Raw genomic sequence first — 25,605 nt, 5'->3', positions numbered from 1 at the left:
GGACCGACGCTGATGATCGTGGAGGGCGGTGACACGGCCGGACGTGTCGGACCGTGAGGCAGGCGCCACGCAGTGGCCAGGAACTCGGCACGAACGAGGACGGTCTTGGGCCAGGGAGGGGAACCCCGCCGCCCGCAGCCGCGGGACGGGGAGCTGGGCGCGGCCGTCGCGCGGGCCCAGGACGGTGACGAGAGCGCCTTCGCGGTGGCCTACCGGATCGTGCAGCCCGGCCTGCTGGGCTATCTGCGCGGCCTGGTCGGCGAGGACGCGGAGGACGTCGCGTCCGACGCCTGGCTGGAGATCGCCCGGGACCTCGGCCGGTTCCGCGGCGACGGCGCCGGCTTCCGCGGCTGGACCGCGACCATCGCCCGGCACCGGGCCCTGGACCATCTGCGCCGGCAGCGGGTACGGCCCCGGGCGGCGCAGCTCGGACCGGACGCCCTGGAGCTGCCCGGCCCGCACAGCACCCACGACCAGGCCCTGGAGTCGCTGTCCACCGCACGCGCGCTGGAACTGGTGCGGGCGCTGCCCCGGGACCAGGCCGAGGCGGTGCTGCTGCGGGTGGTCGTCGGCCTCGACGGACCGGCCGCCGCCCGCGTCCTGGGCAAGCGGCCCGGCGCGGTCCGCACGGCCGCTTACCGGGGCCTGCGCGGCCTGGCCCGCCGGCTCGGCGCGTCCCGCCCGGCGGACGGCACGGGCGGCGGTGTGACGGATGGCGACGCCCCGGCGCTGGGGGAGTCGGGATGAACGCCTCGGCACGCGGGACGTATGAACAGGCGAACGGCGTGTGCGGGCCGGTCTGCGGGTCTCCGGACGGGCCGCACGAGCGCGGGAACGGCACCCGGAACAGGAACAGGAACGGGCATGGGTGAACGGCACAGCGGCGAGTGGCTGCCCGGCCGCGGGTCCGCGCACCCTCACACCGGCGCCACCGTCTCCGCGCCCGAGCGGACGGACGCCCCGCGGCCGGACCCCGGGTTCGAGACCCGGTTCACCGCCGCGCTGCGCCCGGACGCCGTCGACCCCGAGGCCGAGCGCAGCGCCGTCGCCGCCTTCCGGGCCGCCCATGCGGCGGGCGCGCACGGCGCGCGGACCCGGGCGCGGGACGACTGGCGGCCCGGCCGGCCGCACCGTGCCCGCCGCTCGCTGCGGACCACGCTCTCGCTGGCGCTGGCGAGCCTGACGCTGGGCGGGGTCGCCGTCGCGGCGATCGGCTCCGCCGGGTCCGGCCCGGACGCCCCGCGCCCCGCGCACCCGTCACCGGCCGCCCCGCGCACCCCGGCCGCCTCGGGCGCGTCGGCCGACGGATCGGCAGCCCGATCGACAGCCGGGCGGGCGGACGCCGGATCCGCCGGCCCCGCCACGCCACCCGGGCACCCGGCCACCGCCCGGGACACCCTGGCCCACTGCCGTGCCTACGCACAGGCCGGGAAGCGGGGCGGTGCCCTGGCGGCGACGGCCTGGCAGCGGCTGGTCACGGCGGCGGGCGGCCCGGGGAAGGTCGCGGCCTACTGCGCCGCCCGGACGGCACGCGCGCAGCAGGGGACCGCCGGGAAGGCGGGCGGTACGGGCGCCACCGGCAAGGGCCAGAACCAGGGCCACGGCCAGGATGAGGGCCGCACCCGGACCCGGAGCCCGGACAAGGGCGGGAACGGCGGCGGGGGGAAGCCGGCCGGCTCGGCGGGCGGCAAGCGGTAGGCACGGCCGGCCCCGCGAAGGCCGAAGGCAACGGCCGGGGCCGCCACCCCCCACAGGAGAGGCCCCGGCCGTCGCGCGGACGGGCCGCGCACGGCCCGTACTTTCCTCAGCGCCGTGCACACGGTTTCTGTCACACCCCGCCACACCCCGGGCACAGTCCGCCCCGGCCGGACCTCACCCTGTGCACAGGCCTGTGCACAGAGGAACCCGGTCACGAGTTAGTTGCATCTTCTACAGACATGGACGAGAGACGGTTTCACGCCGTAACGTGCCATTCGCGCCGACCGAAGCCAGGCGTAAAGGGAGTGCGGTGCTGGGGGACGACGCGGAGCTGACCGCCGCGGTGCGTGCGGCACAGACCGGGGACGAGACCGCGTTCCGTGCGGTGTACCGCGCGGTGCAGCCCCGGCTGCTCGGATACGTACGCACGCTGGTCGGTGATCCGGATGCCGAGGACGTGGCCTCCGAGGCCTGGCTCCAGATCGCCCGCGACCTGGACCGGTTCGAAGGTGACGCCGACCGGTTCCGCGGCTGGGCCGCCCGGATCGCCCGCAACCGCGCGCTGGACCACATACGCATGCGGGGCCGCCGCCCCGCCATCGGCGGTGACGAGACGGAGCTGACCGGCCGGGCCGCCGAGTCCGACACGGCCGGTGAGGCCATCGAGGCCCTGACCACCGACAGCACCCTCTCCCTGATCGCCCGCCTCCCGCAGGACCAGGCCGAGGCGGTCGTCCTGCGCGTGGTCGTGGGCCTGGACGCCAAGACCGCCGCCGAGACGCTCGGCAAGCGCGCGGGTGCCGTCCGCACCGCGGCGCACCGCGGTCTGAAGCGCCTCGCGGAGCTGATCGGCGCCGATCCGGAATCGGCGGGCGGGCTCGACGCGCTTCCGCCCCAGCGAGAACCACACCGTGGCGCGGTGACGTCCGCAACTGTGACGCATACGCGTACGCGGACGCAGAAGGACATGTGATGGCCGACGAGCAGTACAGGTGGCTGAATCGTGCGACGGCGGAACGCCTACTGCGCGGTGAGTCCCCGGAAGCCGTCGACGCCTGCGCCCGTGACCAGGCAGAACGTCTCTCCCAGGCGCTCGGCGCGCTGTCCGGGCTGTCCGCCGAGGCAGCCCCCGGCACCGGTGAGCTGCCCGGCGAACAGGCCGCCCTGGCCGCGTTCCGCAAGGCGCGCGAAGCCGCCGACGCCGACCGGACCGCCACCGCGCCCGCGTCCGGCGGCGCCCGCGCGTCCGTGCCCTGCGCCGACGCGGGCCTGGTCCGCATCGGCGCGGGGGGCCGTACCGGAATCCCGTTCCGGCGCCCCCGCTGGGCCCGCCCGGTGCGCCTGGCGGTCGCCGCGGCCGTGGCCGCGGGCACGCTCGGCGGAGTGGCCGTGGCCGCCGGGAGCGGAGTGCTCCCCACGCCGTTCGGTGACGGGAAGCCCGGCCCCGCCGCGTCCGTCTCCGCCGGCGAGACCTCCGAGGAGTCGCTCGCCCCGGCGTCGCCGCAGACCACGCCGGACTACGCGACGGGCCCGGGTACGAGTCCGGGCACGGGTACACCGGGCGGCGGTCCGGGAGACCGCCGCGCCGACGCCTCGGGCGGGCCGTCCGGTCCGGCCGGCGGCACCGGCCAGAGCGCCGCCCCGGGCTCCGCCGCGCCCTCCGCGACGTCCGGCACCGGCTGGGCCGGCGCCGCCGCGGCCTGCCGGGCCCTGCGGGACGGCCGGGAACTGGACGCCGGCCGCAAGCGCGTGCTGGTGAACCTGGCGGGCGGCTCGGCCCGGGTGACCAAGTACTGCAAGGTCGTGCTGGGCGGTACCGGCTCCGGCTCCGGCGGCACGGGCGGCGGCACCACCACCGGCGGCCAGGGCAACGGCAACGGAAACGGCAACGGCGCCGGCAGCGGCGGGGACAAGGGCGGGGACAAGGGCAGCGGCGGGGACAAGGACAAAGACGGGGACCAGGGCCACGGCAAGGGCGACGGCGGCGGCAAGGGCCACGGCAACGGCCACGGCAACGGCGACGGCGGCGGCAAGGGCCACGGCAACGGCGACGGCAGGGGCAAGAGCGGCGGCAAGGGTCACGGCGCGGGTGCCGGCGGTGCGGGCGGTGCCGGCGGTGCCGGCGGCGGCAAGGGCGTCCGGCACCGCGGCGGCGCGGTCCCCGCTCCCTCCGGTCACGCCCCGGCGCACCCCGGCGGGCCGGGCAGCGCCCCCGCGGCCCCGTCGCCGACTGCGACATACACCGCGCTCTGACCGACGCAACCCCACCTGACCTGCGTTTTCGAGGTCGCCGAAAATATTTCGGCGGGAGGTGTGACGTTTCTGGAGCGGCTTACGCAGTACAGAGTGAGCCGACTGGTCATCGGCCGTCGCACTGAGCCGGGGTTCCCCCCGTACCCACGGCTCGTGCACCTGGCGCGGGCGGGACACGTTCCCCCGGTCCCGCCCGCGCCCCGCAGCCCCCTCCTCGCCCCTCCCTCACTCCACCCCGCGACGCGCCCCGCGTGACCGGCGCCGGACCACGGTGCATGGTGAGGAGTAGCGGTCCTACTGCGGAGGCATCCATGGCGCGTGATTCGGAGTCGGGCCTGCCCATCGAGCCGGTCTACGGACCGGCCGCGCTGACCGGCTGGGACCCGGACGAGAAGCTGGGCGACCCGGGCGCGTACCCCTTCACCCGCGGGGTGTATCCGACGATGTACACCGGCCGCCCCTGGACCATGCGCCAGTACGCGGGCTTCGGCACGGCCGCGGAGTCCAACGCCCGCTACCGCCGGCTGATCGACCACGGCACCACCGGCCTCTCCGTCGCCTTCGACCTGCCCACCCAGATGGGCCACGACTCCGACGCGCCCCTCGCGCACGGCGAGGTCGGCCGGGTCGGCGTCGCGATCGACTCGGTGGAGGACATGCGGATGCTCTTCGACGGCATCCCGCTGGACCGGGTCTCGACGTCCATGACGATCAACGCGCCCGCCGCGCTGCTCCTGCTCCTGTACCAACTGGTGGCCGAGGAACAGGGAGTCCCGGCGGACCGGCTGACCGGCACCGTGCAGAACGACGTGCTGAAGGAGTACATCGCGCGGGGCACCTACATCTTCCCGCCCCGGCCCTCGCTGCGGCTGACGGCGGACGTCTTCCGGTACTGCACCGCCGAGATCCCGAAGTGGAACATGATCTCGATCTCCGGCTACCACATGGCCGAGGCGGGCGCGAGCCCCGTGCAGGAGATCGCGTTCACCCTCGCCGACGGCATCGAGTACGTCCGTACGGCGGTGACGGCGGGCATGGACATCGACGACTTCGCGCCCCGCCTGTCCTTCTTCTTCGTGGCCCGCACGACCCTGCTGGAGGAGGTCGCCAAGTTCCGCGCGGCACGGCGTATCTGGGCCCGGGTGATGCGGGAGGACTTCGGCGCGCGGAACCCCAAGTCGCTGATGCTCCGCTTCCACACGCAGACCGCCGGGGTCCAGCTGACGGCCCAGCAGCCGGAGGTGAACCTGGCCCGCGTCACCGTCCAGGCCCTGGCCGCGGTCCTCGGCGGCACCCAGTCCCTCCACACCAACTCCTACGACGAGGCGCTCGCCCTGCCCACGGACAGGAGCGCCCGGCTGGCGCTGCGGACGCAGCAGGTGCTCGCCTACGAGACGGACGTACCGGCGACGGTGGACCCCTTCGCCGGGTCGTACGCGGTCGAGCGGATGACGGACGACGTCGAGGAGGCCGCCCTGGACCTGATGCGGAAGGTCGAGGACCTGGGCGGCGCCGAAGCGGCGATCGAACGGGGTTTCCAGAAGGCCGAGATCGAGCGGAACGCGTACCGCATCGCCCGGGAGACCGACTCCGGCGAGCGGGTGGTCGTCGGCGTCAACCGCTTCCGGCTGGACGAGGAGGAGCCGTACGAGCCCCTGCGGGTCGACCCGGCGATCGAGGCACGGCAGGCCGAGCGGCTCACCGTACTGCGGGCCGGGCGGGACCAGCAGGCGGTGGACTCGGCGCTGGACGCGCTGAGGAAGGCGGCCGAGGGGGAGGACAACGTGCTGTACCCGATGAAGGAAGCGCTGCGGGCCCGGGCGACGGTCGGTGAGGTGTGCGGGGCACTCCGGCAGGTCTGGGGCACCCACACACCCCCCGACACCTTCTGAGCCGGACGGTTCCCCCGCGCGGCACCGGCACTCGGACCCGGTGTCGTACCCCCGTGCGACACTCCTGCCATGTTCGGAGTCGTCGACCTTCCCACCTACCTCGCGGGGCTCGCCCTCATCGTTCTGCTGCCCGGGCCCAACTCCCTCTACGTGCTCTCCGTCGCCGCCCGCCGCGGGGTGCGGGCGGGTTACACGGCCGCCGCCGGGGTGTGGTGCGGCGACACCGTGCTGATGACGCTGTCCGCCGCCGGCGTCGCCTCGCTGCTCCGGGCGAACGCCCTGCTGTTCGGGATCGTGAAGTACGCCGGTGCCGGGTATCTGACCTGGCTGGCGGTCGGGATGCTGCGGGCCGCGCGGCAGATGTGGCGGACCCGGCGGGAGCCCACCGTGGCGGACGCCGCGCCCGCGCAGGGTGCGGACGAGCGGCCCTTCCGGCGTGCCCTCGTCGTCAGCCTGGTCAACCCCAAGGCGATCCTCTTCTTCGTCGCCTTCTTCGTGCAGTTCGTGGACCCCGGCTACGCGCATCCCGCCCTGTCGTTCGTCGTGCTCGGCGCCTTCGCCCAACTGGCCAGCTTCCTCTACCTCAGCGCGCTGATCATGGGCGGCACCCGCCTCGCCGCCGCCTTCCGGCGCCGCAGACGGCTGTCGGCGACGGCCACCTCGGCGGCGGGCGCGCTGTTCCTCGGGTTCGCCGTGAAGCTGTCCCTGGCCGGGGTGTGATCGCCGCGCCGGAGCCGCGGGGCCGGGTCGCCTGACACCGGGTCAGCCGCGGGGCTTTCCGTCCGCCGGGGCGGTGAGTTCCCGGGGGGACGCCGGTGTGCCGGCCCTCTTCAACGCCCTCCTGAGCCGTGGACCGAAAGGTTTCTCCACCCACCGGTGGATCAGCCACGCCAGCAGCAGCATGCCCAGCACGGTCAGGGCGAGCGCCGGCCACGGCGGCAGGCCGAGCCCCCGGTGCAGCACCCGGATGACGAACCAGCCCAGGTGCTCGTGCACCAGGTAGAACGGGTACGTCAGCGCGCCCGCCGTGACCAGCCAGGGCCAGGAGGCCCACCGTGTCCAGCCCAGTGCCACGGCGGCCACCGCCCCGAAGGCGACGGTGACGATCGCCAGCACGACGTGCGGGTCGCGGTGGAAATCGCCGTGCGCGCCGGCGTGCCACAGGGCGCTCGTGGCGGTGCTCTGCCCGAGCAGCCAGGACACGGCGACGATGCCCCACAGCAGCAGGTCGCTGCCGAAGCGGTGGATCAGGTACAGGGCCAGGCCGCCGATGAAGAAGGGGGCGTACTCCGGGATGAGCAGCTGGTCCGTGAGCGCGTTGCCGGAGGTGCGGCTGATCGCCGCCGCCAGCGTCCACACGCAGCAGAACACCACGACCCGGCGGTAGGTGACACCGCGCGCGACGACGAACAGGGCGAACAGCGCGTAGAACCGGACCTCGGCCCAGAGCGTCCAGCACACGCCGAGGACGCGGGTGACGCCCATCGGCTGTTGCAGCATCGTCAGATTGACGAGGAACTCGTCCGTCCGGACCGGGTGGACGACGACGGGCAGGGCGACGGCCGCCGCGGTGACCAGTACCAGGGCGACCCAGTAGGCGGGGTACAGGCGCGAGACGCGGGAGCGGAAGAAGTCGCCGACGGTGCGGCCCCAGCTGCTCATGCAGATGACGAAACCGCTGATGACGAAGAAGAACTGCACGCCCAGACAGCCGTAGGTCGCCGCCTGGGACAGGGTCGGGAAGACATGGGCCGGGCTCTGGTGCCAGGACGCCGAGACCGCGCCGCCGCGTCCGGCGTAGTGGTAGAGGCAGACCATCAGGGCGGCCACGAGCCGCAGGCCGTCCAGGGCGAGCAGGCGGCCCCGGTCCTGGCGGCGGCCGGGGACGGACGGGGTGGCGGCCGTCCCGGGCACCGGCGGGGCGTCGGTGAGCGTGGTGGGCGAAGGAGGCATGATGCTCGACATTTTCCCGAACAAACGTTGCCCGGCTCGGATTTTCATGTGAATTTCCGTGGCACGTCGAGCGGTATTTCCGTCCACCGGGCAGTGTTCGCCCGGCCACCCCTGCCCGTTAACCCGTTCTTCGTTTCTACTTCTTGTTCTATCCGCCTGCCCGGCCCTGCCGGGCAGGCGGAATTCAGCGCCGTACGGACCGGCGCAGACTGCGGGCCTTGCGCGCCACCCGGCGGACCGTCGCATTGCGCGGGATGAACGCCAGCTGGGCGGGCACCCCGCCGGGCAGCGCCAGCGCCGTCAGCCGTTTGCGCTTGAAGTAGCGCAGTATCCGCTCGTTCAGGTTCCCGCCGAGCCAGCTCTCGGTCTCCGCGCGCAGCCCCGGCAGGATCTTGGGCTGCATCGCGAAGCCCACCGCCCGCACGAGTGCGCCGAGCGTCTCCACGTCCATGCCCGGGCGCTGCCCGGCGACGGCCGCCCGGTCGGTCAGCTCGGGCAGCAGCGCGTCCACGACGGTGACCGGGACGCGGTTGCTGTTCTCGTACGGTGTCAGCCGCTCCAGCAGCAGTTCGGTGCCCACCCGGGCGACCGGCAGGCCGTACAGCGCGGAGGCCGTGAGCAGCGCGGTGGAGAAGCAGCCGACGACCAGCGCGGGACGCATCCGCTGGTACAGCACCTCCGCGAGGACCGGCGTGTCCAGGACGGTCAGCTCGACCTCCAGCCGCTCCGCCTCCGTCTCCAGGGAGCGGACGAAGCGGGCCGGAGCGGACGGGTGCGGCTTGAACACCACCCGCGTGTGCCCGAGCCCGGCCGCGCCCCTCAGCATCCGCACGTGCAGGTCCTCCTCCTGCTCGGCGGTGAGGATGTCCAGCGCGGACAGGTACTGGCCGAGCAGCAGCGCGGGCTCCTCGATCTCCGGCAGTTCCGTGCCGGAGGAGGCCAGCGTGGCGAGGACCTTGGTGAAGGCGGCCGACGGCAGGATCTCGCCGGGTACGCCGAACTCGGTGAGCAGCAGCGGCTCCAGGCCCGGCACCAGGTCCAGGTGCAGGACGCGGTCCACACGGGTGCCGACCAGCGGGTCGATCTTGTTGCGGGTGGGGCCGTAGCTCATCAGACCGTCGGCGTAGACGGTGACCGGGGCGCCGGTGAAGATCTGCGCGAGCGCCAGCGACGGACTGACCTGGATCGACTCGACCGCCAGCTCGACGTCGTCGGTGCCGAGCCGCCACTCGTGGCGCAGATACCGCTCCCACAGCGGCAGGTCGTCGCCGCGGGGAGTCCAGCCGCCCGGGTGGAACGGGAAGATCGCCGCGTTGTACGACACCACCTCGTCGAACCGGTCGCGCAGCCGCTCGAAGCCCGGCATCTCGTCCAGGGCGGGCGAGGTCTCGGGCGTGGCCGCGTTGTTGCAGACCAGGAGGATGCGCCGGTCGGCCGGGCGGAAGCAGCCGGAGTCCAGGGCGGCGGCGAGCGTGGCCGTGCCGTACAGCGTCGACGCCTGGAAGATCTGGACGGTCACGCGGCGGCTCCCACGGGTGCGGGACGGCGGCGCAGCCGGCGCAGCCGGGTGGCGCGCTGGAGGTCCATGGAGTCCAGTGCCTCGTCCAGCACGTCCTGCGGCATGCGCCGCAGGGCGGCGGCGCTCAGGGACTTCAGTTGCTTGGCCACCGCCGGCTCGAACCTTTCGATGGATCCCAGGTGATGGGAGATGATCGCGCAGTAGGTGCGGACGGCCTTCGGCAGCAGCGCGCCGGCCTCCCGGTCGGCCGCGGTCTCCGCGACGACCTGGTCGAAGGCGCGGATGAAGTCGAGCTGCCGGACGTCACCGATCTGGGTGAGTGACGAGGCGACCCCCCGCCGGTAGAACACGCCGAGCAGGCTCACCGCGGCGAAGGACTCCGCCTCCCGGTGCAGCTTCCAGATCCACGGCCGGTCCTCGGCCGTGCGCAGCCCGTCGGTGAAGTGCAGCAGCCCCTTGTCCAGGAGCCGGCGGTGGTAGACGCCCGCCCAGGCGTAGGCGTAGTCCACGGAGGTGGAGCGGTCGGCCGGCAGGATCGCCTCCCGCGGGTCCAGCACCGTGTTCCGGCGGCCCACCGGCACCCGGTGCACACTGCGCGACCGGGCGGTGCACTGCACATGGTCGGTGCGCAGGAAGTCGCAGCCCAGTTCCTCGATGGCCGTGACCAGCCGCGGGAGGTAACCGGCGGCGAGCCAGTCGTCGCCGTCCAGAAAAGTCAGGTACTCGCCGCGCGCCCGGTCGATACCGGTGTTGCGCGCGGTCGCCAGCCCTCCGTTCCGTTCGTGCCGGACCAGGACCGCGCCCGGCAGCTCGCGCTCGGCGTGCGCGAGGATCTCTGGTGTCCCGTCGCGGGAACAGTCGTCGACGAGAATGAATTCGAAGTCCTCACGCGCGTTCGCCCGCAGGCTCCTGAGCGTGTCGGGTGCGTATTGCTGCACGTTGTAGAACGGCACGATGACGGAGAGCTTGACCACGTCAGGGACGTTAGGGCGCGGCCCGGCATTCGTCTTGACCGTCTGCTTGATACCCGGTGAACGACACATGGCGAAGCTGTGAACCAGGCCTTTTCCACACCGGATCACGGCCCGATTCCCCATTCGGCGATGTGCTGTTAACCGTTTGTTGTGCCCGGGTTGGGCGGAACGGCGGAATGGCTTTCTAGCGTCCTCGGTGTGCCAGCAAGTGCAACGAAGTCTCTCCGGGTCGCCGTCCTCGCGGACTCCGACACCCGGTGGAAGTGGGGCGCGCTCACCGCGCGCCGGCTCACTCCACCGGCTGCCGAGGTCCGGCTCGACGGCTACCTCCTGCGAGGGCGCGCCACCCCCACCGCCCGCCAGCTGAACGAGATCGGCGTCCGGGCGGACTCCCTCCGTGAGGTCACCGCCGTCGAGTTCCTGCGGGCGATGACCGAGGACCCCGACGAGCGGTACGACGTCCTCGTCCTCGCCCTGGTCGGCGGCGGCGTGCAGGCCGTGCTGCACGGGCTCAGGAACGCCTGGGGGCCCGGGAGACGGCCCGTCGTCGTCACCGGTTACGTCGGCGTCGTCTACGAGAAGCTCACCGACGGGCTGCTGCTGCGGCACGGCGCGGACCTCGTCCTCGCCAACTCCCGTCACGACGCGGACCGGTTCCGGGCCGTGTACGAGGGCGTCGGGGCCGATGCCTCGGCCGTCACGGAGGTCGCGCTGCCCTTCCTCGGCGGTGACCCCTACACCGGCGGACACGAGCCCTGCACCGTCGTGTTCGCCGCCCAGCCGTCCGTCCCGGACAACCGCCGGGACCGTGCCTACCTGCTCGGCCGGCTCATCGAGCACGCCCGCAAGCACCCCGAACGTGAGGTGCTGCTGAAGCTGCGCTCCAAGCCCGGCGAACACACCACCCACATCGAGGAGCTGCCGTACCAGAAGCTGGTCCAGGGCATCGACCTGCCGGCCAACTTCCGCCTGGTGTACGGCCACATGGGGGACGTGCTGGACCGCACCGACCTGCTGGTCACGGTCAGCTCCACGGCCGCCCTGGAGGCCCTGCACCGCCGGATCCCCACGGCCGTCCTCACCGACCTCGGGGTGCGCGAGACGCTCGGCAACCACCACTTCACCGGCTCCGGCTGCCTCGCCTCCTGGAACCAGCTCGACGCCGGGCACCAGCCGGTGCCGGACGAGGAGTGGGTGGCCCGGCAGGGTGTCGCCGCCGGCGGCACCTCCCGCGGCGCGGGATCGTACGCCACCGCCTTCGACGCGGCCCGCGCGCGCATCGCCGAACTGCTGGAGCGGTCCGGGCACCTGCCGCCCCTGAACCCCTACTACACCCCCGAGACCGCGCCCGGCTATCTGCCCGGCATCCTCGCCCGCCACCACCTCGGCCCCGACGGCGCACCGCTGCCCGGTGCGCCCGCCGCCGACAAGGCGCCCGGACCGGTCCGCCAGATCGTGCGCCGCGCCGCGCGCGGCGCCTACCGGCACGGCGTCCAGCGGGTCGCCCCGGTGATCCGGCGGATGGGCGAGCTGTGACCTCTTCCCAAGGAGTAGACCTCATGTCCCACTCGGAAGCGGGCCCGGGCGCCCCGGTCCGCCGGGTGCTCGCGGTGATCCCCGCGCGCGGCGGCTCCAAGGGCGTACCCGCGAAGAACCTGGCCCCCGTCGGCGGTGTCCCGCTGGTGGCGCGCGCGGTGCGCGAGTGCCGGGCGGCCCGGCTGGTGACCGACGTCGTCGTGTCCACCGACGACCAGGCCATCGCCGCCGCCGCCCGCGAGGCCGGCGCCGAGGTCGTGCTGCGGCCGGCCGTCATCGCCGGCGACACGGCCACCTCGGAGGCCGCCGTCCTGCACGCCATGGACACGCACGAGGCGCTGCACGGCGCCGCCGTCGACGTGGTCCTCCTCGTGCAGTGCACCAGCCCGTTCCTGGTCCGGGAGGACGTCGACGGGGTGGCCGCCGCCGTCGCCGAGGCCGGCGCCGACACCGCCGTCACCGTGGCCGCCTTCCACGGCTTCGTGTGGCGGGACGGCCAGGACACCGCGGACGCCGCCGGTGACACGGGCGGCCACGGCGTCAACCACGACAAGTCCTTCCGCCCCCGCCGCCAGGACCGCCCCCAGGATTTGCTGGAGACCGGCGCCGCCTACGCGATGGACGCGGCCGGCTTCCGCACGCACCAGCACCGCTTCTTCGGCCGTACCGAGCTGGTCCGCACCGACCCGGCCCGGGTGCTGGAGATCGACGACCCGCACGACCTGGCCCGCGCCCGCGCCCTCGCCCCGCTCTTCGACGCGGACCGGCCCGGCGCGCTGCCCACCGCCGACGACATCGACGCGGTCGTACTCGACTTCGACGGCACCCAGACCGACGACCGGGTGCTGATCGACTCCGACGGACGGGAGTTCGTCGCCGTGCACCGCGGCGACGGGCTCGGCGTCGCGGCCCTCCGCAGGAGCGGCCTGAAACTGCTGATCCTGTCCACGGAACAGAACCCGGTCGTCGCCGCCCGCGCACGCAAGCTGCGCGTCCCCGTGCTGCACGGCATCGACCGCAAGGACCTCGCGCTGAAGCAGTGGTGCGAGGAGCAGGGCATCGCGCCGGAGCGCGTGCTCTACGTCGGCAACGACGTCAACGACCTCCCGTGCTTCGCCCTCGTCGGCTGGCCCGTGGCGGTCGCGAGCGCCCACGACGTCGTACGCGGCGCCGCACGCGCGGTCACCACCGTCCCCGGCGGTGACGGCGCGATCCGGGAGATCGCCAGCTGGATCCTCGGCCCCTCTCTCGATTCCCTCCCCAAGTAAGGACATCCCCTGATGAGCACCAACTCCCGTCTGCGCACTTTCGGTTCGCGCGAGGCCGGCCCCGGCCGCCCCGTCTACATCACCGGTGAGATCGGCATCAACCACAACGGTGAGCTGGAGAACGCCCTCAAGCTGATCGACGTGGCCGCCGAGGCCGGCTGCGACGCCGTGAAGTTCCAGAAGCGCACCCCGGAGATCTGCACCCCGCGCGACCAGTGGGACATCGAGCGCGACACCCCCTGGGGCCGGATGACCTACATCGACTACCGCCACCGGGTGGAGTTCGGCGAGGACGAGTACCGCCGGATCGACGAGTACTGCAAGGAGAAGGGCATCGACTGGTTCGCCTCCCCGTGGGACACCGAGGCCGTCGCCTTCCTGGAGAAGTTCGACGTCCCCGCCCACAAGGTGGCCAGCGCCTCCCTGACCGACGACGAGCTGCTGCGCGCCCTGCGCGCGACCGGCCGCACCGTCATCCTCTCCACCGGCATGTCCACCCCGAAGCAGATCCGCCACGCCGTGGAGGTCCTGGGCTCGGACAACATCCTCCTCTGCCACGCCACCTCCACCTACCCGGCCAAGGCCGAGGAGCTGAACCTCCGCGTGATCAACACGCTGGAGAAGGAGTACCCGAACGTCCCGATCGGCTACTCCGGCCACGAGACGGGCCTGCAGACCACGCTGGCCGCCGTCGCCCTCGGCGCCGTCTTCGTCGAGCGCCACATCACCCTCGACCGCGCCATGTGGGGCTCCGACCAGGCCGCCTCCGTCGAGCCCCAGGGCCTGACCCGCCTGGTCCGCGACATCCGCACCATCGAGGCCTCCCTCGGCGACGGCGTCAAGAAGGTCTACGACTCCGAGCTGGGCCCCATGAAGAAGCTGCGCCGCGTCGCCGGCGCCGTCGCCGAGGCGGAGATCGCCGCGGCGGCGGGCGAGCCGGTCTCGGTCTGAGCACCTTGACCGCCTTACTGCCCTACGACGGGACGGTCGTACGCCGATGAGCCCCCGCGCCGGTCACCCCGGCCACCCCGCCCACACACTCGCCTTCGTGGAGAGCCCGGTACAGCTGCTGAACGTACTGGAGTGGGCGCACGCCCACGGCCTGCGCGGCACCGCCGAGCAGGCCCGGCCGGTCCTGCCCACCCAGGCCGGGCCGGCCGGCGAACCGGTGCCGCCGGCCGGCGCGCAGCTCACCCTCGTCGTCCTGTCCCCGACCGACCCCATGACCCGGGGCCAGCTGCGCCGCATGGCCGACCTGGCCCGGGACGAGGGGTACCGGGTGCGCTGGGAGGAGGCGCGGGGCGGTACGACCGCGCCCTTCCACACCATCGGCGGCCTGGCCGGCTCCCTGCGCCGGGCCGAGCGGATCGTGATGGGCGACCCCTTCTCCCGCTACGTACAGCTCCTGCTGACCATCACCCGCGCCCGCGACCTCGTGGTCGTGGACGACGGCACGGCGACGATGGAGTTCGTCGCCCAGCTGGCCCGCGGGGAACGCCTGGTCCGCTGGCACCGCAAGGGCGGCCGTCCGGGCGCCCGCGACCTGCTGTTCGCGCCGGTGTCCTCCTCGGCCCGCCGCCGCCTCACCCCCAGCCCGCGCCGCCGGGTCGAGGTGTTCTCCTCCATGCCGGTGACGGAGACCCCGGACGGCGTCACCGTCACCGCCAACGACTTCGCCTGGACCCGCGCCCGCTTCGGCCCGCCCCGCATCACCAAGGGCGCGGACCTGGTCGGCACCTCCCTGGTGGAGACCGGCGTCGTGGACGGCGACCGCTATCTGACGGCCGTCCGCGACCTGGCCAAGGCGCACGGAGCCACCCGCTACTTCGCCCACCGCCGCGAGAGCGCCGAGAAACTGCACCGGCTGGCCGTCGAGACCGGCCTGGAGATCGTCCGCCCGGACCTCCCGCTGGAGCTGATCGCCCGCCGCGGCCCGATCGGCCGTACGGTCCTCAGCTTCCCCTCGACGGTCGTCCACACCCTCCCGCTGGCCCTGGCCGGCACCGGCGTCCGCGTGGCGGTCTGCGACATCGACCCCAGCTGGCTCACGGACACCGCCTCACCCCGGGCCCAGGGCTTCCTGTCCGGCGTCACGGGCACGGCCCGGGACGTCCACCGCCTGACGGCGGTCAGCCCGGCCTAGCACCGACGCGGGACACCCAACACCCCGGGGCCGCGCGGGGGTTCGATTTGATTTTCCTCCTCCTCCATGGCGAGCATGGCGAGGCCGGCGGGGGATGCCGGCGACGGGGAAACGGGGAGGACCAGACGTATGGCCTGGGACGAGTGGGAGCGATTGAAGGCGGACGCGGCGGCCCGCGGTTCCGCCCACATGCAGCTGAATCACGTGCCGATGGATCCCGGTGGCAGCGGTGCCTCGGGCAAGCTGAAGTCGGACAAGAAGACCTGGACGAAGGCCGGTGAGGACACCAAGGGTCTGCGGGACGCCATCGGCACGGCGCTGGGCAAGCTGGACGACGGGCAGGCGGGGCTGGGTGGCACCGCCGGCTGCGAATCGGCGGCGGCCCAGAAGGAGCTGTACGAGTCGTGGAAGAAGTACGTCGGTGACGTCAAGGGGCGGGCCGGTGAACTCGGCGGGGTGATGGAACGCTCCGGGCATGACCTGGCGAAGTCGGACGGCGACGTCAAGGCGGAGCTGGACAAGCTGCGGACCGGGTACCAGGACACCGAGGCTGTCGGCGGCCAGCCGAAGGGCCGGTGACGGGCAGGTCATGGACATCGCGACGCTGAAGGCCCTCAAGCCCACCGAGTACGAGCAGGCCGCGGACGGGTACCGGGCCACGAGCGACATGGCGGGCACCGCCAAGGACGAGGTGGACAACCAGATCTCGGCGACCATTCGCAACCAGCTCAGGGGCGAGGCCGCGGACGCTGCCCTGCGGGAGCTGAAGGAGCTGGGGAAGGACTTCCACTACATCCAGACCGAGTGCGCGCTGGCCGGTACGGCACTGAACGGTTTCGCCTTCGACATGGCCGCGGCCAAGAAGAAGCTGGAGGCGGCGCTGGAGGACGCACAGGCGGCCGGCTGCACGGTGGGTGCGGACGGGTCGGTGTCGTTCCCGGCCGGCGGCGAGGAGGTCGACGGCAAGGTGCCCGAGGGCGGCACGGTGTCGCCGTCGTCCAGCACGACCGACCCGACGGCGGCGGCGATCGAGCGCCAGGCCGTGAACATGCACCCCAATCCGAACTTCGGAAAGGCCGTGGGGTTCGCGAACCGTATCGGCGATGCGGTGAAGGAGGCCGCGGACGCGGACGCCAAGTGGGCGCCGAAGCTGCGGGCGCTGAAGGCCGACGACGACCTCACGGTCTCGGACCGGGACTGGTCGGATGTGAAGTCGGACCAGGACGGGGTGGGCGACGCCGGGAAGAAGTACCTCGATTCCCTTCCGCAGCCGCCCAAGGACGGCAGTCCCAAGGACAACGCGGGCTGGTGGAAGGGCCTCGACGACGACCAGCGGGCGGCCTGGCTCTCCCTCCAGCCCGATTCCGTCGGCAAACTGGACGGTCTGCCCTCCACGGTCCGCGACGAGGCCAACCGCGTCGTCCTCGACGAGACCCGCGCCCGCTACCAGATGGAACTCGACTCCATGCCGAAGGCGCCCATGAACGAGTGGACCTACATCGCCTCCAACGGCTGGGCGTCCAAGGTGCACACCGACGAATACATGGACTGGTACAACAAGTACGGCGAGCGCTACGACCACCTCACCAAGTCGCTCAACGGCATGAGGAGCATCCAGGAGCGCTTCGACAAGACCGGTGAACGGGGACTTCCCGAGGCCTACTTGCTGGGATTCAGCGCCGATGACGACGGCCGCGCGATCGTGGCCAACGGAAACCCGGACACCGCGGACCACCAGGCTGTCTACGTGCCTGGTACGACGTCGGATCTGAACGGTATCGGCGGCAATATCGACCGGATGGCCGATGTCTGGCGCCGGGCCGACAACGAGGCCGATGGCAAGGCCGTCTCCACGATCACCTGGCTCGGCTACGACGCACCCGACGACGTCGTCAAGGACGCGCCGTTCGAGCACTACGCCTACGACGGTGCTCCGGCGTTCAACAAGTTCCTGGACGGACTTGAGGCATCACACACCGGCGACGCGCCGGCGCACCGTACTGTGATCGGCCATTCGTACGGAACGACCCTGATCGGCGCTGCCGCCGAGAAGGGCACACTCAACGCGGACGACATCGTCTTCGCCGGCAGCCCCGGCGTCAAAGTGTCAGGCGCCGACGAGCTGGACGTTCCGAAGGGGCACGTGTGGAACGAGGAGGGCGGCTCGGACCCGGTTCCGGACATCGGCCGCTACGGCCACGGCGGGGACGGCTTCGTCATCCCGAGCGATCCGGACTTCGGCGCCAATCAGATGGCGACGGACACGCATGGCCACGGTGGGTACTGGACCCCTGGCTCCAAGAGCCTTTTGAACCAGGCGTTGGTCGTTGTCGGGAGGGGCGACGACGCGGAGCTGAAGCCGCAGCCCGGTACCTTCGATCCGCCCGGTTACTGGGCGCGTGTGAAGTAGGAGAGACCCACTGACATGAAGATCAGACTGAGCGCCTACGCGGTTGCCCTGCCCCTCGCCCTCACCACCCTGACCGGATGCAGCATGACTGACGAAGAGCCCGACGACATCATGTACGCCGGCACCAGCACCTCGCACGACGCCGCCGACGCGCTGGAGAAGATATCCAGCGGTATCTACGACTTGATCGGCGTCAAGGGGGAGACGTCCGACAGCCGTGCGGGCGTAGAGGAGTGCCCCGGCAAGGACAGCGAAACCTACTTCAGGACTTTCCACCCCTGGAGCTTCTACCCCGCGTCGCCGAGCGATCTCGACACCGCCATGCAGCACCTCAAGGAGAGGCTGCCGAAGCACGGCTGGAAGATCGTCGAGTACGGGCCGGACACCAGCAGGAACCGGAACGTCGTCCTGGTCGCCGACAACGACGAGAAGAAGGCCGGCGTGCACATCGCCAAGATGTCGAAGAGGGAGCGGCCGAAGCTCAGCCTGACCGTTGTCTCCGGTTGCTACCAGGTGCCGGACGGCCAGAAGGTCGAACATTTCTGATGCCGGACCCGGCTCCGCCCCTTCCGCCGGCGACCGCCCGGCCAGGTGCGACCGCCCGGGCGAGGGGCCGGGCGGTCCGTCGGGGCCGGGGCACGCGGGGGTCCGGTTCGTGGACATGGCGCGCGTGACACCGGTGATGCGTGGTATGCGTGGAGGGAGGAAACAGAGGTCTTACCCACCAGAGTCCGCCGCCATGCGTCCGACGGTCAGATTTTATTCCCCTGACGGGCTGAAATTTTGTTGAACGAGGGGTAGTTGACCGGCCGGGCGTCCTACCCTTCAGAGGGTGAAGCAATTGATGTCCTCAGAGTCCGAGGCCGGCCTCCCGGGCGATGTGCTCCCCGGCGTGCTGAGCGAGTCCCTGCATGCCGAACTCGTCGCGTTCCGGCGCGACTTGCACATGCATCCGGAGCTGGGCAACCAGGAGTTCCGCACCACCGCCGCGATCAAGGAGCGGCTCGAGCGAGCCGGTCTCAAGCCGCGCGTCCTCGCCACCGGAACCGGACTCGTCTGTGACATCGGGCTCGCGGAGGGTGAGCAGCCGGCCGTACCGCTGCTCGCGCTGCGCGCCGACATCGACGCCCTGCCCATCCCGGACACCAAGGCCGACTGCCCGTACCGGTCGACCGTGCCCGACCGGGCGCACGCCTGCGGTCACGACGTCCACACGACCGTCGTCCTCGGTGCCGGCCTCGTCCTCGCCGACCTGCACGCCAAGGACCTGCTGCCCCGGCCGGTACGACTGATCTTCCAGCCCGCCGAGGAGGTCCTGCCCGGCGGTGCCCTGAGCGCCATCGAGGACGGCGCGCTGGCGGGCGTGAGCCGGATCCTCGCCGTGCACTGCGACCCCCGGGTGGACGCCGGGCGGATCGGTCTGCGGCACGGCGCGATCACCAGCGCCTGCGACCGGCTGGAGATCGCCCTCGACGGGTCCGGCGGCCACACCGCCCGCCCCCACCTGACCACCGACCTGGTCACCGCCGCCGCCCGCGTCGCCGTCGACGTGCCCGCGCTGATCGCCCGCCGGGTCGACACCCGCGCCGGTCTCGCCCTCACCTGGGGCCGGATCGAGTCGGGGCACGCCCCGAACGTGATCCCGCAGCACGCCGAGCTGTCCGGGACCGTGCGCTGCCTGGACCTGGACGCCTGGCGGCAGGCGCCCGACATCGTGCACGCGGCCATCGACGAGGTCGCCACGCTGCACCGGGCCAAGTCCGAGATCAACTACGTGCGCGGAGTGCCGCCCGTCGTCAACGACCGGGAGTCCACCGAGGTGCTGCGCCGCGCCATGGTCGCCCGGCGCGGCATGAAGTCCGTGGAGAGCACCGAGCAGAGCCTCGGCGGCGAGGACTTCTCCTGGTACCTGGAGCAGGTGCCCGGCGCGATGGCCCGCCTCGGCGTGCGCCGGCCCGGCGAGCGCACCGTGCGTGACCTGCACCAGGGTGATTTCGACGCCGACGAGTACGCGATCACGGTGGGCGTGGAGATGTTCACCGCGGCGGCCTTCCTGGACACCGGCGCGGCCCGCGGCTGAGCCCGGGACCGGGCGGAGCGACCCCCCGGGGGGTCGCTCCGCCCGGCGCAACACGGATACAAGCCATTCGTGCACAGCGTGCGACAGCGGCGCGAGAAGGCCGGGAGTGCGTGTTCAGGCACTGTTTGCCTCGAATCGATAACGGCTTCGCGAGAGGTGTTTTTCTGACATCTACGCGCGTTACGATGCCGCGAAGCCGACGCCGAAGGGGCGTCCCGGCTCGAGCACCGACACGGTGCTCACATCAAGCGCCGACATGGCGCTCAGGTCAGGTGAAGGAGCCTTCCCGTGCGCCGGGTAGCCAAGCTTTCCGCTGCGTGTATCGCGTCCGCAGCACTCGCAATGACTGCCACTGCCTGTGGCAGCACCTCCTCCGACAACGACAGCCCGTCGTCCTCCGGTGACGGCAAGGGCGTCAAGATCGGCCTCGCGTTCGACGTCGGCGGCCGTGGTGACCGCTCCTTCAACGACTCCGCCGCGCGCGGTGCCGACCAGGCCAAGAAGGAGTTCGGCGGTGACATCAAGGAGCTGACCGCCAAGACCTCCGACACCGAGGCCGACCGGGAGCAGCGCCTGTCGGACCTGGCGGACGCCGGCTACAACCCCGTCGTGGGTGTGGGCTACGCGTACGCCGCCTCGATGGCCAAGGTTGCGGCGAAGTACCCGAAGACCAGCTTCGGCATCGTCGACTCGGTCGTGGACGCCAAGAACGTCGACAGCATCAACTTCACCGAGGAGCAGGGCTCCTACCTGGCCGGTGTCGCCGCCGCGCTGAAGACCAAGTCGAAGCACGTCGGCTTCGTCGGCGGTGTCGACGTCCCGCTGATCAAGAAGTTCGAGGCGGGCTACGTCCAGGGCGTCAAGGACACGAACCCCAAGGTCAAGGTCGACACCCAGTACCTGTCCCACGGCTCGGACACCTCCGGCTTCGCCAGCCCCGACAAGGGCAAGGAGGCCGCGCAGGGCATGCTGGACAACGGCGCCGACGTCATCTACACGGCGGCCGGCTCCTCCGGCAACGGCGCGATCGAGGCCGTCAGCGGCAAGAAGGGCGCCTGGGCCATCGGCGTGGACTCGGACCAGTACAACATCCCGGGTCTGGCCAAGTACAAGAACGCGATCCTGACCTCCATGGTCAAGAACGTCGACGTCGGCGTCTACGACTTCATCAAGTCCGTGCACGACGGCAAGCCGCTGGCCGGCACCAACAGCTACTCGCTCGCCAAGGACGGCGTGAAGCTGGCCACCAGCGGTGGCTTCATCAGCGACATCCAGGCGAAGCTGGACGCCGCGAAGAAGAAGATCGTCGACGGCTCGATCAAGGTCAAGACCACCCCGTGACCTGACGGGTCCCACGGACCCAGGCTCGGCGCGGGGGCGCCTCCCGGAGCCCCCGGCCGAGCCATAACAATGTGTCAACTCTACGCGTGTAGCACGGAGTTGCCGCGCTAGCGTCGCCGACGCCTGCCCCCTCCCCGCAGCCCCTTTCCCCGAGGAGAGTGCGCCATCAACGCGTCCAGCCCTCCCGCTGCCGTCGAACTGCGCGGCATCACCAAGCGTTTCCCCGGCGTCGTCGCCAACCGCGACATCGACATCACGGTCCGCACGGGCACCGTCCATGCCCTGTGCGGTGAGAACGGCGCCGGCAAGTCCACCCTGATGAAGATCCTCTACGGCATGCAGCAGCCGGACGAGGGCACCATCACCGTCGCCGGCGAACAGGTCGTCCTCAACAACCCCGGCGACGCCATCGCCCGCGGCATCGGCATGGTGCACCAGCACTTCATGCTGGCCGACAACCTCACCGTGCTGGAGAACGTCGTCCTCGGCGCGGAGAAGCTGCACGGCATCGGGGGCAGGGCGCGCGCCAGGATCACCGAGATCTCCGACGCCTACGGGCTCGGCGTCCGCCCCGACGCCCTGGTCGAGGAACTCGGTGTCGCCGACCGCCAGCGCGTGGAGATCCTCAAGGTCCTGTACCGCGGTGCCCGGACCCTCATCCTGGACGAGCCCACCGCCGTCCTGGTGCCGCAGGAGGTCGACGCCCTCTTCGCCAACCTGCGCGAGCTGAAGGCCGAGGGCCTCACGGTCATCTTCATCTCCCACAAGCTGGGCGAGGTGCTCTCCGTCGCCGACGAGATCACCGTCATCCGGCGCGGCACCACCGTCGGCACGGTCGAACCGAAGGGCACCACGCCCAGGCAGCTCGCCGAGCTGATGGTCGGCAGCGAACTGCCGACGCCCGAGACCGAGGAGTCCACGGTCACCGAGGTGCCGATGCTGGCGCTGGACGGCGTGCATCTCACCCAGACCGACCTCGACGGCGTCGAGCGGATCATCCTGGACGAGATCTCCTTCACCATCCACAAGGGCGAGGTCCTGGGCATCGCCGGCGTGGAGGGCAACGGCCAGTCCGAGCTGGTCGAGGCGATCATGGGCATGCGCCGGCCCGACGCCGGCGTCGTCCGTCTCGACGGCACCGACATCTCGCAGGCCCCCACCCGCGACCGCCGCGAGGCCGGCATCGGCTACATCCCCGAGGACCGCCACCGCCACGGCCTGCTGCTGGAAGCACCGCTGTGGGAGAACCGCATCCTCGGCCACGTCACCGAGAAGCCCAACTCGCGCGGCGCGCTGCTCGACCTCAAGGCGGCGCGCGCCGACACCCAGCGCATCGTCGAGGCCTACGACGTGCGCACCCCCGGCATCGACGTCACCGCGGCCTCGCTGTCCGGCGGCAACCAGCAGAAGCTGATCGTCGGCCGCGAGATGAGCCACCACCCCAAGCTGCTCATCGCCGCCCACCCCACCCGTGGTGTGGACGTCGGCGCGCAGGCCGCGATCTGGGACTACATCCGCGAGGCCCGCCGCGACGGCCTGGCCGTGCTGCTCATCTCCGCCGACCTCGACGAGCTGATCGGGCTCTCCGACACCCTGCGGGTGATGTACCGCGGCCGCCTGGTCGCCGACGCCGACCCCGCCACGATCACCCCCGAAGAGCTGGGCTCCGCCATGACGGGTGCGGCCACCGGGCACCTGGAGCACACAGAGGACGACGCGCGATGAAGAAGCTGACCTCACGGATCGACAAGGAGCGGCTGCTCCTCGGGATCGCGGCGCCGCTGCTGGCGGTCGTCGCCGCGCTCGTCGTCACCGCCCTGGTGATCGCCGCGACCGGCAAGAACCCCGGTCCCGCCTTCCACGACATGGTGACCTACGGCTTCGCCAGCGACAGCCAGGTCTTCATCCTGAACAAGGCGACGACGTACTACCTGGCGGGTGTCGCGGTGGCCATCGGCTTCCGCATGAACCTGTTCAACATCGGCGTCGACGGCCAGTACCGGCTCGCCGCGTTCGTCGCCGCCGTCCTCGGCGGGGCGCTCACCGTGCCCGGCTGGCTGGCCATCCCGCTGATCGTCATCTGCGCCATGGCGACCGGTGCCCTGTGGGCGGCCATCGCCGGCGTCCTGAAGGTGACCCGCGGTGTCAGCGAGGTCATCGCGACCATCATGCTGAACTCGATCGCCACCGCGATCATCGGCTACCTGCTCCAGCCCGGGAAGCTCGGCCAGCTCGACCAGGCGGGCACCCTGGTGTCCACCAAGCCGCTGCCGTCGTCCGCGCACTTCTTCAACATCGACACCGGCCCGGCCGGTGTCCTGGACGGCTTCATCGTCGTCGCCGTGCTCGTCGGTGTCGCGTACTGGTTCGTGCTCGGCCGCACCCGGTTCGGCTTCGACCTGCGCACCGTGGGCCAGTCCGAGAGCGCCGCCTCCGCGAGCGGTGTCTCGGTGAAGAAGATGATCGCCACCAGCATGATCATCTCGGGTGCGGTGGCCGGCCTGATCGGCATGCCGACCCTGCTGAACGAGAGCCACCAGTACGACAACAGCTTCCCCAGCGGGATCGGCTTCACCGGCATCGCCATCGCGCTGCTCGGCCGCAACAACCCGATCGGCATAGCCCTCGGCGCCCTGCTGTGGGGCTTCCTGGAGCGCACCACCAACCACCTGGAGTTCCAGGGCTACGACAAGGAGATCCTCGGCGTCATCCAGGGCGTCATCGTCCTCTGCGTCGTGATCGCCTACGAGGTCGTACGGCGCTACGGCCTCAAGCGCCAGCAGCAGAAGGTGGGCGCCGAACTCGCCGCCCAGGCCGCCGCGACGAAGAAGCAGGAGGTGGCGTGATGACTGCCACGATGACCGACGCGCCGCCGCCGGCGGCCCCCAGGGCGGCGGGCGCCCCCCGGCGCTCCGGCCGCTCCCTGGGCCTGACCCTCATGATCGTCGCGGGTGCGCTGCTGCTCCTCGCCGCGGTCCGCGTGATCACCGGCGCCAACCAGCTCGACTCCGCCGGACAGGTCGCCGCCGCGCTGGCCCTCGCCGTCCCGATCGGCCTCGCCGGTCTCGCCGGCCTGTGGTCCGAGCGGGCCGGTGTCGTCAACATCGGCCTCGAGGGCATGATGATCCTCGGCACCTTCGGCGCCGGCTGGATCGGCTGGCAGTCCAGCCCCTGGCTCGGCCTGCTGTGCGGCATCGGCTTCGGTGTCCTCGGCGGCCTGGTGCACGCCGTCGCCACCGTCACCTTCGGCGTCGACCACATCGTCTCCGGTGTCGCCGTCAACCTGCTCGCGCTCGGCGCCACCCAGTACCTCGCCAAGCTGTTCTTCGCCGGCGGCTCGGCCGCGGAGGCGGGCGGCAACCCCAAGCAGTCCCCGCCCGCCGACTCGCTGCCCGACGTCACCCTCCCCGGTCTCTCGGACGCCCTCGCGTCGGTCGAGAAGCACCACTGGTTCCTGGTCTCCGACCTGGCCGGCATCATCGGCGGTCTGATCACCAACCTGTCCGTGGTGACACTCCTGGCCGTGCTGCTGTTCGTCGGCAGCTGGTGGCTGCTGTGGCGCACCCCGTTCGGGCTGCGGCTGCGCTCCTGCGGTGAGAACCCCACCGCCGCGGAGTCGCTCGGCGTCAACGTCTACCGCTACAAGTACGCGGCCGTGGCCGTCTCCGGCGGCCTCGCCGGCCTCGGCGGCGCGTTCCTCGCGCTGGTCACCTCGCACACCTACCTGGAGGGCCAGACCGGAGGCCGCGGCTACATCGGCCTCGCGGCCATGATCTTCGGCAACTGGCGCCCCGGCGGCCTCGCGATGGGGGCTGGCCTGTTCGGCTACTCCGACGCGCTCCAGCTGCGCAACGGCGGCGTCACGGTCCACGCCCTGCTCCTGCTGCTGGTCGTCCTGCTCGCGCTGCTGGCCGGCTGGAAGCTGTACAAGAAGGCCCTGTGGCAGGGCGTGATCAGCGCCGTCATGGCCGCACTGGTCCTGGTCTGGTACCTGGTCACCGACGAGGTCCCCAGCGACTTCGTGGGCGCCACCCCGTACGTCGTCACGCTGCTCGTGCTGTCGCTGTCCGCGCAGCGCCTGCGGATGCCGAAGGCGGACGGCATGCGCTACCGGAAGGGCCAGGGCAAGTGACGGCGACACCGGCCGGCGGGTTCGACTGGGAGGCGCTGCGCGCCGAGGCGCGGGAGGCCATGTCCCACGCCTACGCCCCCTACTCCGGCTATCCGGTCGGTGTGGCGGCCCTGGTCGACGACGGCCGCACGGTCACCGGCTGCAACGTCGAGAACGCCTCCTACGGCCTCGGCCTGTGCGCCGAGTGCGGCCTGGTCTCGCAGCTCCAGCGCACCGGCGGTGGCCGGCTCACGCACTTCACCTGCGTGGACGGCACCGGCGCCCTGCTGGTCCCGTGCGGCCGCTGCCGCCAGCTGCTCTACGAGTTCGGCGGCCCGGACCTGCTGCTCGACACCCCCGCGGGCGTCCTCCCGCTCGCCGAGATGCTGCCCCAGGCCTTCGGCCCGGACCATCTCACCAAGTAACT

At 72.0% G+C, this 25,605-nt stretch carries 22 protein-coding genes; 19 read left to right on the top strand and 3 right to left on the bottom strand.

Going from position 1 to position 25,605, the window contains the following annotated elements; all coding sequences use genetic code 11:
- Positions 1-105 precede the first annotated feature (105 nt).
- The 6 genes from AB0F03_RS11235 (at position 106) to leuE (ending at position 6,563) form a co-directional block, all read left to right on the top strand.
- Positions 106-747 carry an RNA polymerase sigma factor gene (locus AB0F03_RS11235; RefSeq protein ID WP_361988970.1) on the top strand — a complete coding sequence of 214 codons (642 nt, stop codon included), beginning with the start codon at positions 106-108 and terminating at the stop codon, positions 745-747.
- Between the two features lie 117 nt (positions 748-864).
- A complete protein-coding gene (locus AB0F03_RS11230) occupies positions 865-1,698 on the top strand; it encodes a hypothetical protein (protein WP_361988967.1) in 834 nt (277 codons plus the stop codon).
- 310 nt (positions 1,699-2,008) lie between these two features.
- The gene (locus tag AB0F03_RS11225) at positions 2,009-2,671 is read left to right on the top strand and encodes an RNA polymerase sigma factor (protein WP_361988964.1); all 663 of its coding nucleotides are present in this window, start codon (positions 2,009-2,011) and stop codon (positions 2,669-2,671) included.
- Positions 2,671-3,951 carry a hypothetical protein gene (locus tag AB0F03_RS11220; RefSeq protein ID WP_361988962.1) on the top strand — a complete coding sequence of 427 codons (1,281 nt, stop codon included), beginning with the start codon at positions 2,671-2,673 and terminating at the stop codon, positions 3,949-3,951. The genes AB0F03_RS11225 and AB0F03_RS11220 overlap by 1 nt, the downstream gene beginning before the upstream one ends.
- Positions 3,952-4,262: 311 nt before the next feature.
- Entirely contained in the window at positions 4,263-5,843 is a 1,581-nt protein-coding gene (locus tag AB0F03_RS11215) for a methylmalonyl-CoA mutase family protein (RefSeq protein WP_361988959.1), read from the top strand.
- 69 nt (positions 5,844-5,912) lie between these two features.
- A complete protein-coding gene (leuE, locus tag AB0F03_RS11210; RefSeq protein WP_361988956.1) occupies positions 5,913-6,563 on the top strand; it encodes a leucine efflux protein LeuE in 651 nt (216 codons plus the stop codon).
- A 42-nt stretch (positions 6,564-6,605) separates the two neighbouring features.
- On the opposite strand, the gene AB0F03_RS11205 is transcribed toward leuE, so the two are convergent.
- The 3 genes from AB0F03_RS11205 to AB0F03_RS11195 all read right to left on the bottom strand — a co-directional run bounded on the left by AB0F03_RS11205 (position 6,606) and on the right by AB0F03_RS11195 (position 10,289).
- Complete coding sequence (locus tag AB0F03_RS11205) at positions 6,606-7,796, bottom strand: acyltransferase (RefSeq protein WP_361988953.1); 1,191 nt, start codon at positions 7,794-7,796, stop codon at positions 6,606-6,608.
- Between the two features lie 184 nt (positions 7,797-7,980).
- Positions 7,981-9,315 carry an alpha-2,8-polysialyltransferase family protein gene (locus AB0F03_RS11200; RefSeq protein WP_361988951.1) on the bottom strand — a complete coding sequence of 445 codons (1,335 nt, stop codon included), beginning with the start codon at positions 9,313-9,315 and terminating at the stop codon, positions 7,981-7,983.
- On the bottom strand, positions 9,312-10,289 hold the full coding sequence (locus AB0F03_RS11195) for a glycosyltransferase family 2 protein (RefSeq protein ID WP_361988948.1): 978 nt from the start codon (positions 10,287-10,289) through the stop codon (positions 9,312-9,314). The genes AB0F03_RS11200 and AB0F03_RS11195 overlap by 4 nt, the downstream gene beginning before the upstream one ends.
- A 198-nt stretch (positions 10,290-10,487) precedes the next feature.
- Here AB0F03_RS11195 and AB0F03_RS11190 point away from each other — a divergent pair, with 198 nt between their 5' ends.
- The 13 genes from AB0F03_RS11190 to AB0F03_RS11130 all read left to right on the top strand — a co-directional run bounded on the left by AB0F03_RS11190 (position 10,488) and on the right by AB0F03_RS11130 (position 25,603).
- Positions 10,488-11,825 carry a DUF6716 putative glycosyltransferase gene (locus AB0F03_RS11190; protein WP_361988945.1) on the top strand — a complete coding sequence of 446 codons (1,338 nt, stop codon included), beginning with the start codon at positions 10,488-10,490 and terminating at the stop codon, positions 11,823-11,825.
- 23 nt (positions 11,826-11,848) lie between these two features.
- Positions 11,849-13,093 (top strand): N-acylneuraminate cytidylyltransferase, encoded by a 1,245-nt coding sequence (locus AB0F03_RS11185; RefSeq protein ID WP_361988942.1) that lies wholly within the window; start codon positions 11,849-11,851, stop codon positions 13,091-13,093.
- Positions 13,094-13,105: 12 nt separating this feature from the next.
- Positions 13,106-14,044, top strand: a complete 939-nt coding sequence (locus tag AB0F03_RS11180) for an N-acetylneuraminate synthase family protein (RefSeq protein WP_121787242.1) — start codon at positions 13,106-13,108, stop codon at positions 14,042-14,044.
- A gap of 46 nt (positions 14,045-14,090) precedes the next feature.
- Complete coding sequence (locus tag AB0F03_RS11175; RefSeq protein ID WP_361988939.1) at positions 14,091-15,236, top strand: hypothetical protein; 1,146 nt, start codon at positions 14,091-14,093, stop codon at positions 15,234-15,236.
- Positions 15,237-15,365: 129 nt separating this feature from the next.
- Positions 15,366-15,815, top strand: coding sequence for a hypothetical protein (locus AB0F03_RS11170; protein WP_361988936.1), 450 nt, complete (start codon positions 15,366-15,368; stop codon positions 15,813-15,815).
- Positions 15,816-15,825: 10 nt separating this feature from the next.
- Positions 15,826-17,646 (top strand): alpha/beta hydrolase, encoded by a 1,821-nt coding sequence (locus tag AB0F03_RS11165; protein ID WP_361988932.1) that lies wholly within the window; start codon positions 15,826-15,828, stop codon positions 17,644-17,646.
- A 15-nt stretch (positions 17,647-17,661) separates the two neighbouring features.
- Positions 17,662-18,192, top strand: a complete 531-nt coding sequence (locus AB0F03_RS11160; RefSeq protein WP_361988929.1) for a hypothetical protein — start codon at positions 17,662-17,664, stop codon at positions 18,190-18,192.
- 298 nt (positions 18,193-18,490) lie between these two features.
- On the top strand, positions 18,491-19,726 hold the full coding sequence (locus AB0F03_RS11155) for a M20 family metallopeptidase (RefSeq protein ID WP_361988926.1): 1,236 nt from the start codon (positions 18,491-18,493) through the stop codon (positions 19,724-19,726).
- A gap of 288 nt (positions 19,727-20,014) precedes the next feature.
- Entirely contained in the window at positions 20,015-21,067 is a 1,053-nt protein-coding gene (locus tag AB0F03_RS11150) for a BMP family ABC transporter substrate-binding protein (RefSeq protein ID WP_361988924.1), read from the top strand.
- A gap of 165 nt (positions 21,068-21,232) precedes the next feature.
- Positions 21,233-22,792, top strand: coding sequence for an ABC transporter ATP-binding protein (locus tag AB0F03_RS11145; protein WP_361989152.1), 1,560 nt, complete (start codon positions 21,233-21,235; stop codon positions 22,790-22,792).
- Positions 22,789-23,913, top strand: coding sequence for an ABC transporter permease (locus AB0F03_RS11140; RefSeq protein WP_361988921.1), 1,125 nt, complete (start codon positions 22,789-22,791; stop codon positions 23,911-23,913). The genes AB0F03_RS11145 and AB0F03_RS11140 overlap by 4 nt, the downstream gene beginning before the upstream one ends.
- Positions 23,913-25,199 carry an ABC transporter permease gene (locus AB0F03_RS11135; protein WP_361988918.1) on the top strand — a complete coding sequence of 429 codons (1,287 nt, stop codon included), beginning with the start codon at positions 23,913-23,915 and terminating at the stop codon, positions 25,197-25,199. The genes AB0F03_RS11140 and AB0F03_RS11135 overlap by 1 nt, the downstream gene beginning before the upstream one ends.
- Positions 25,196-25,603: a cytidine deaminase gene (locus AB0F03_RS11130; protein ID WP_361988915.1), complete on the top strand. Its 408-nt coding sequence runs from the start codon at positions 25,196-25,198 to the stop codon at positions 25,601-25,603. Before AB0F03_RS11135 ends, AB0F03_RS11130 begins: the two co-directional genes overlap by 4 nt.
- Positions 25,604-25,605: the final 2 nt, after the last annotated feature.

Origin of the sequence: Streptomyces sp. NPDC028722 (assembly GCF_040637655.1) — a bacterium.
Taxonomy (GTDB): domain Bacteria; phylum Actinomycetota; class Actinomycetes; order Streptomycetales; family Streptomycetaceae; genus Streptomyces.
Note: the sequence above shows the minus strand (reverse complement) of the source record. Positions and strands in the feature narration are given on the sequence as shown.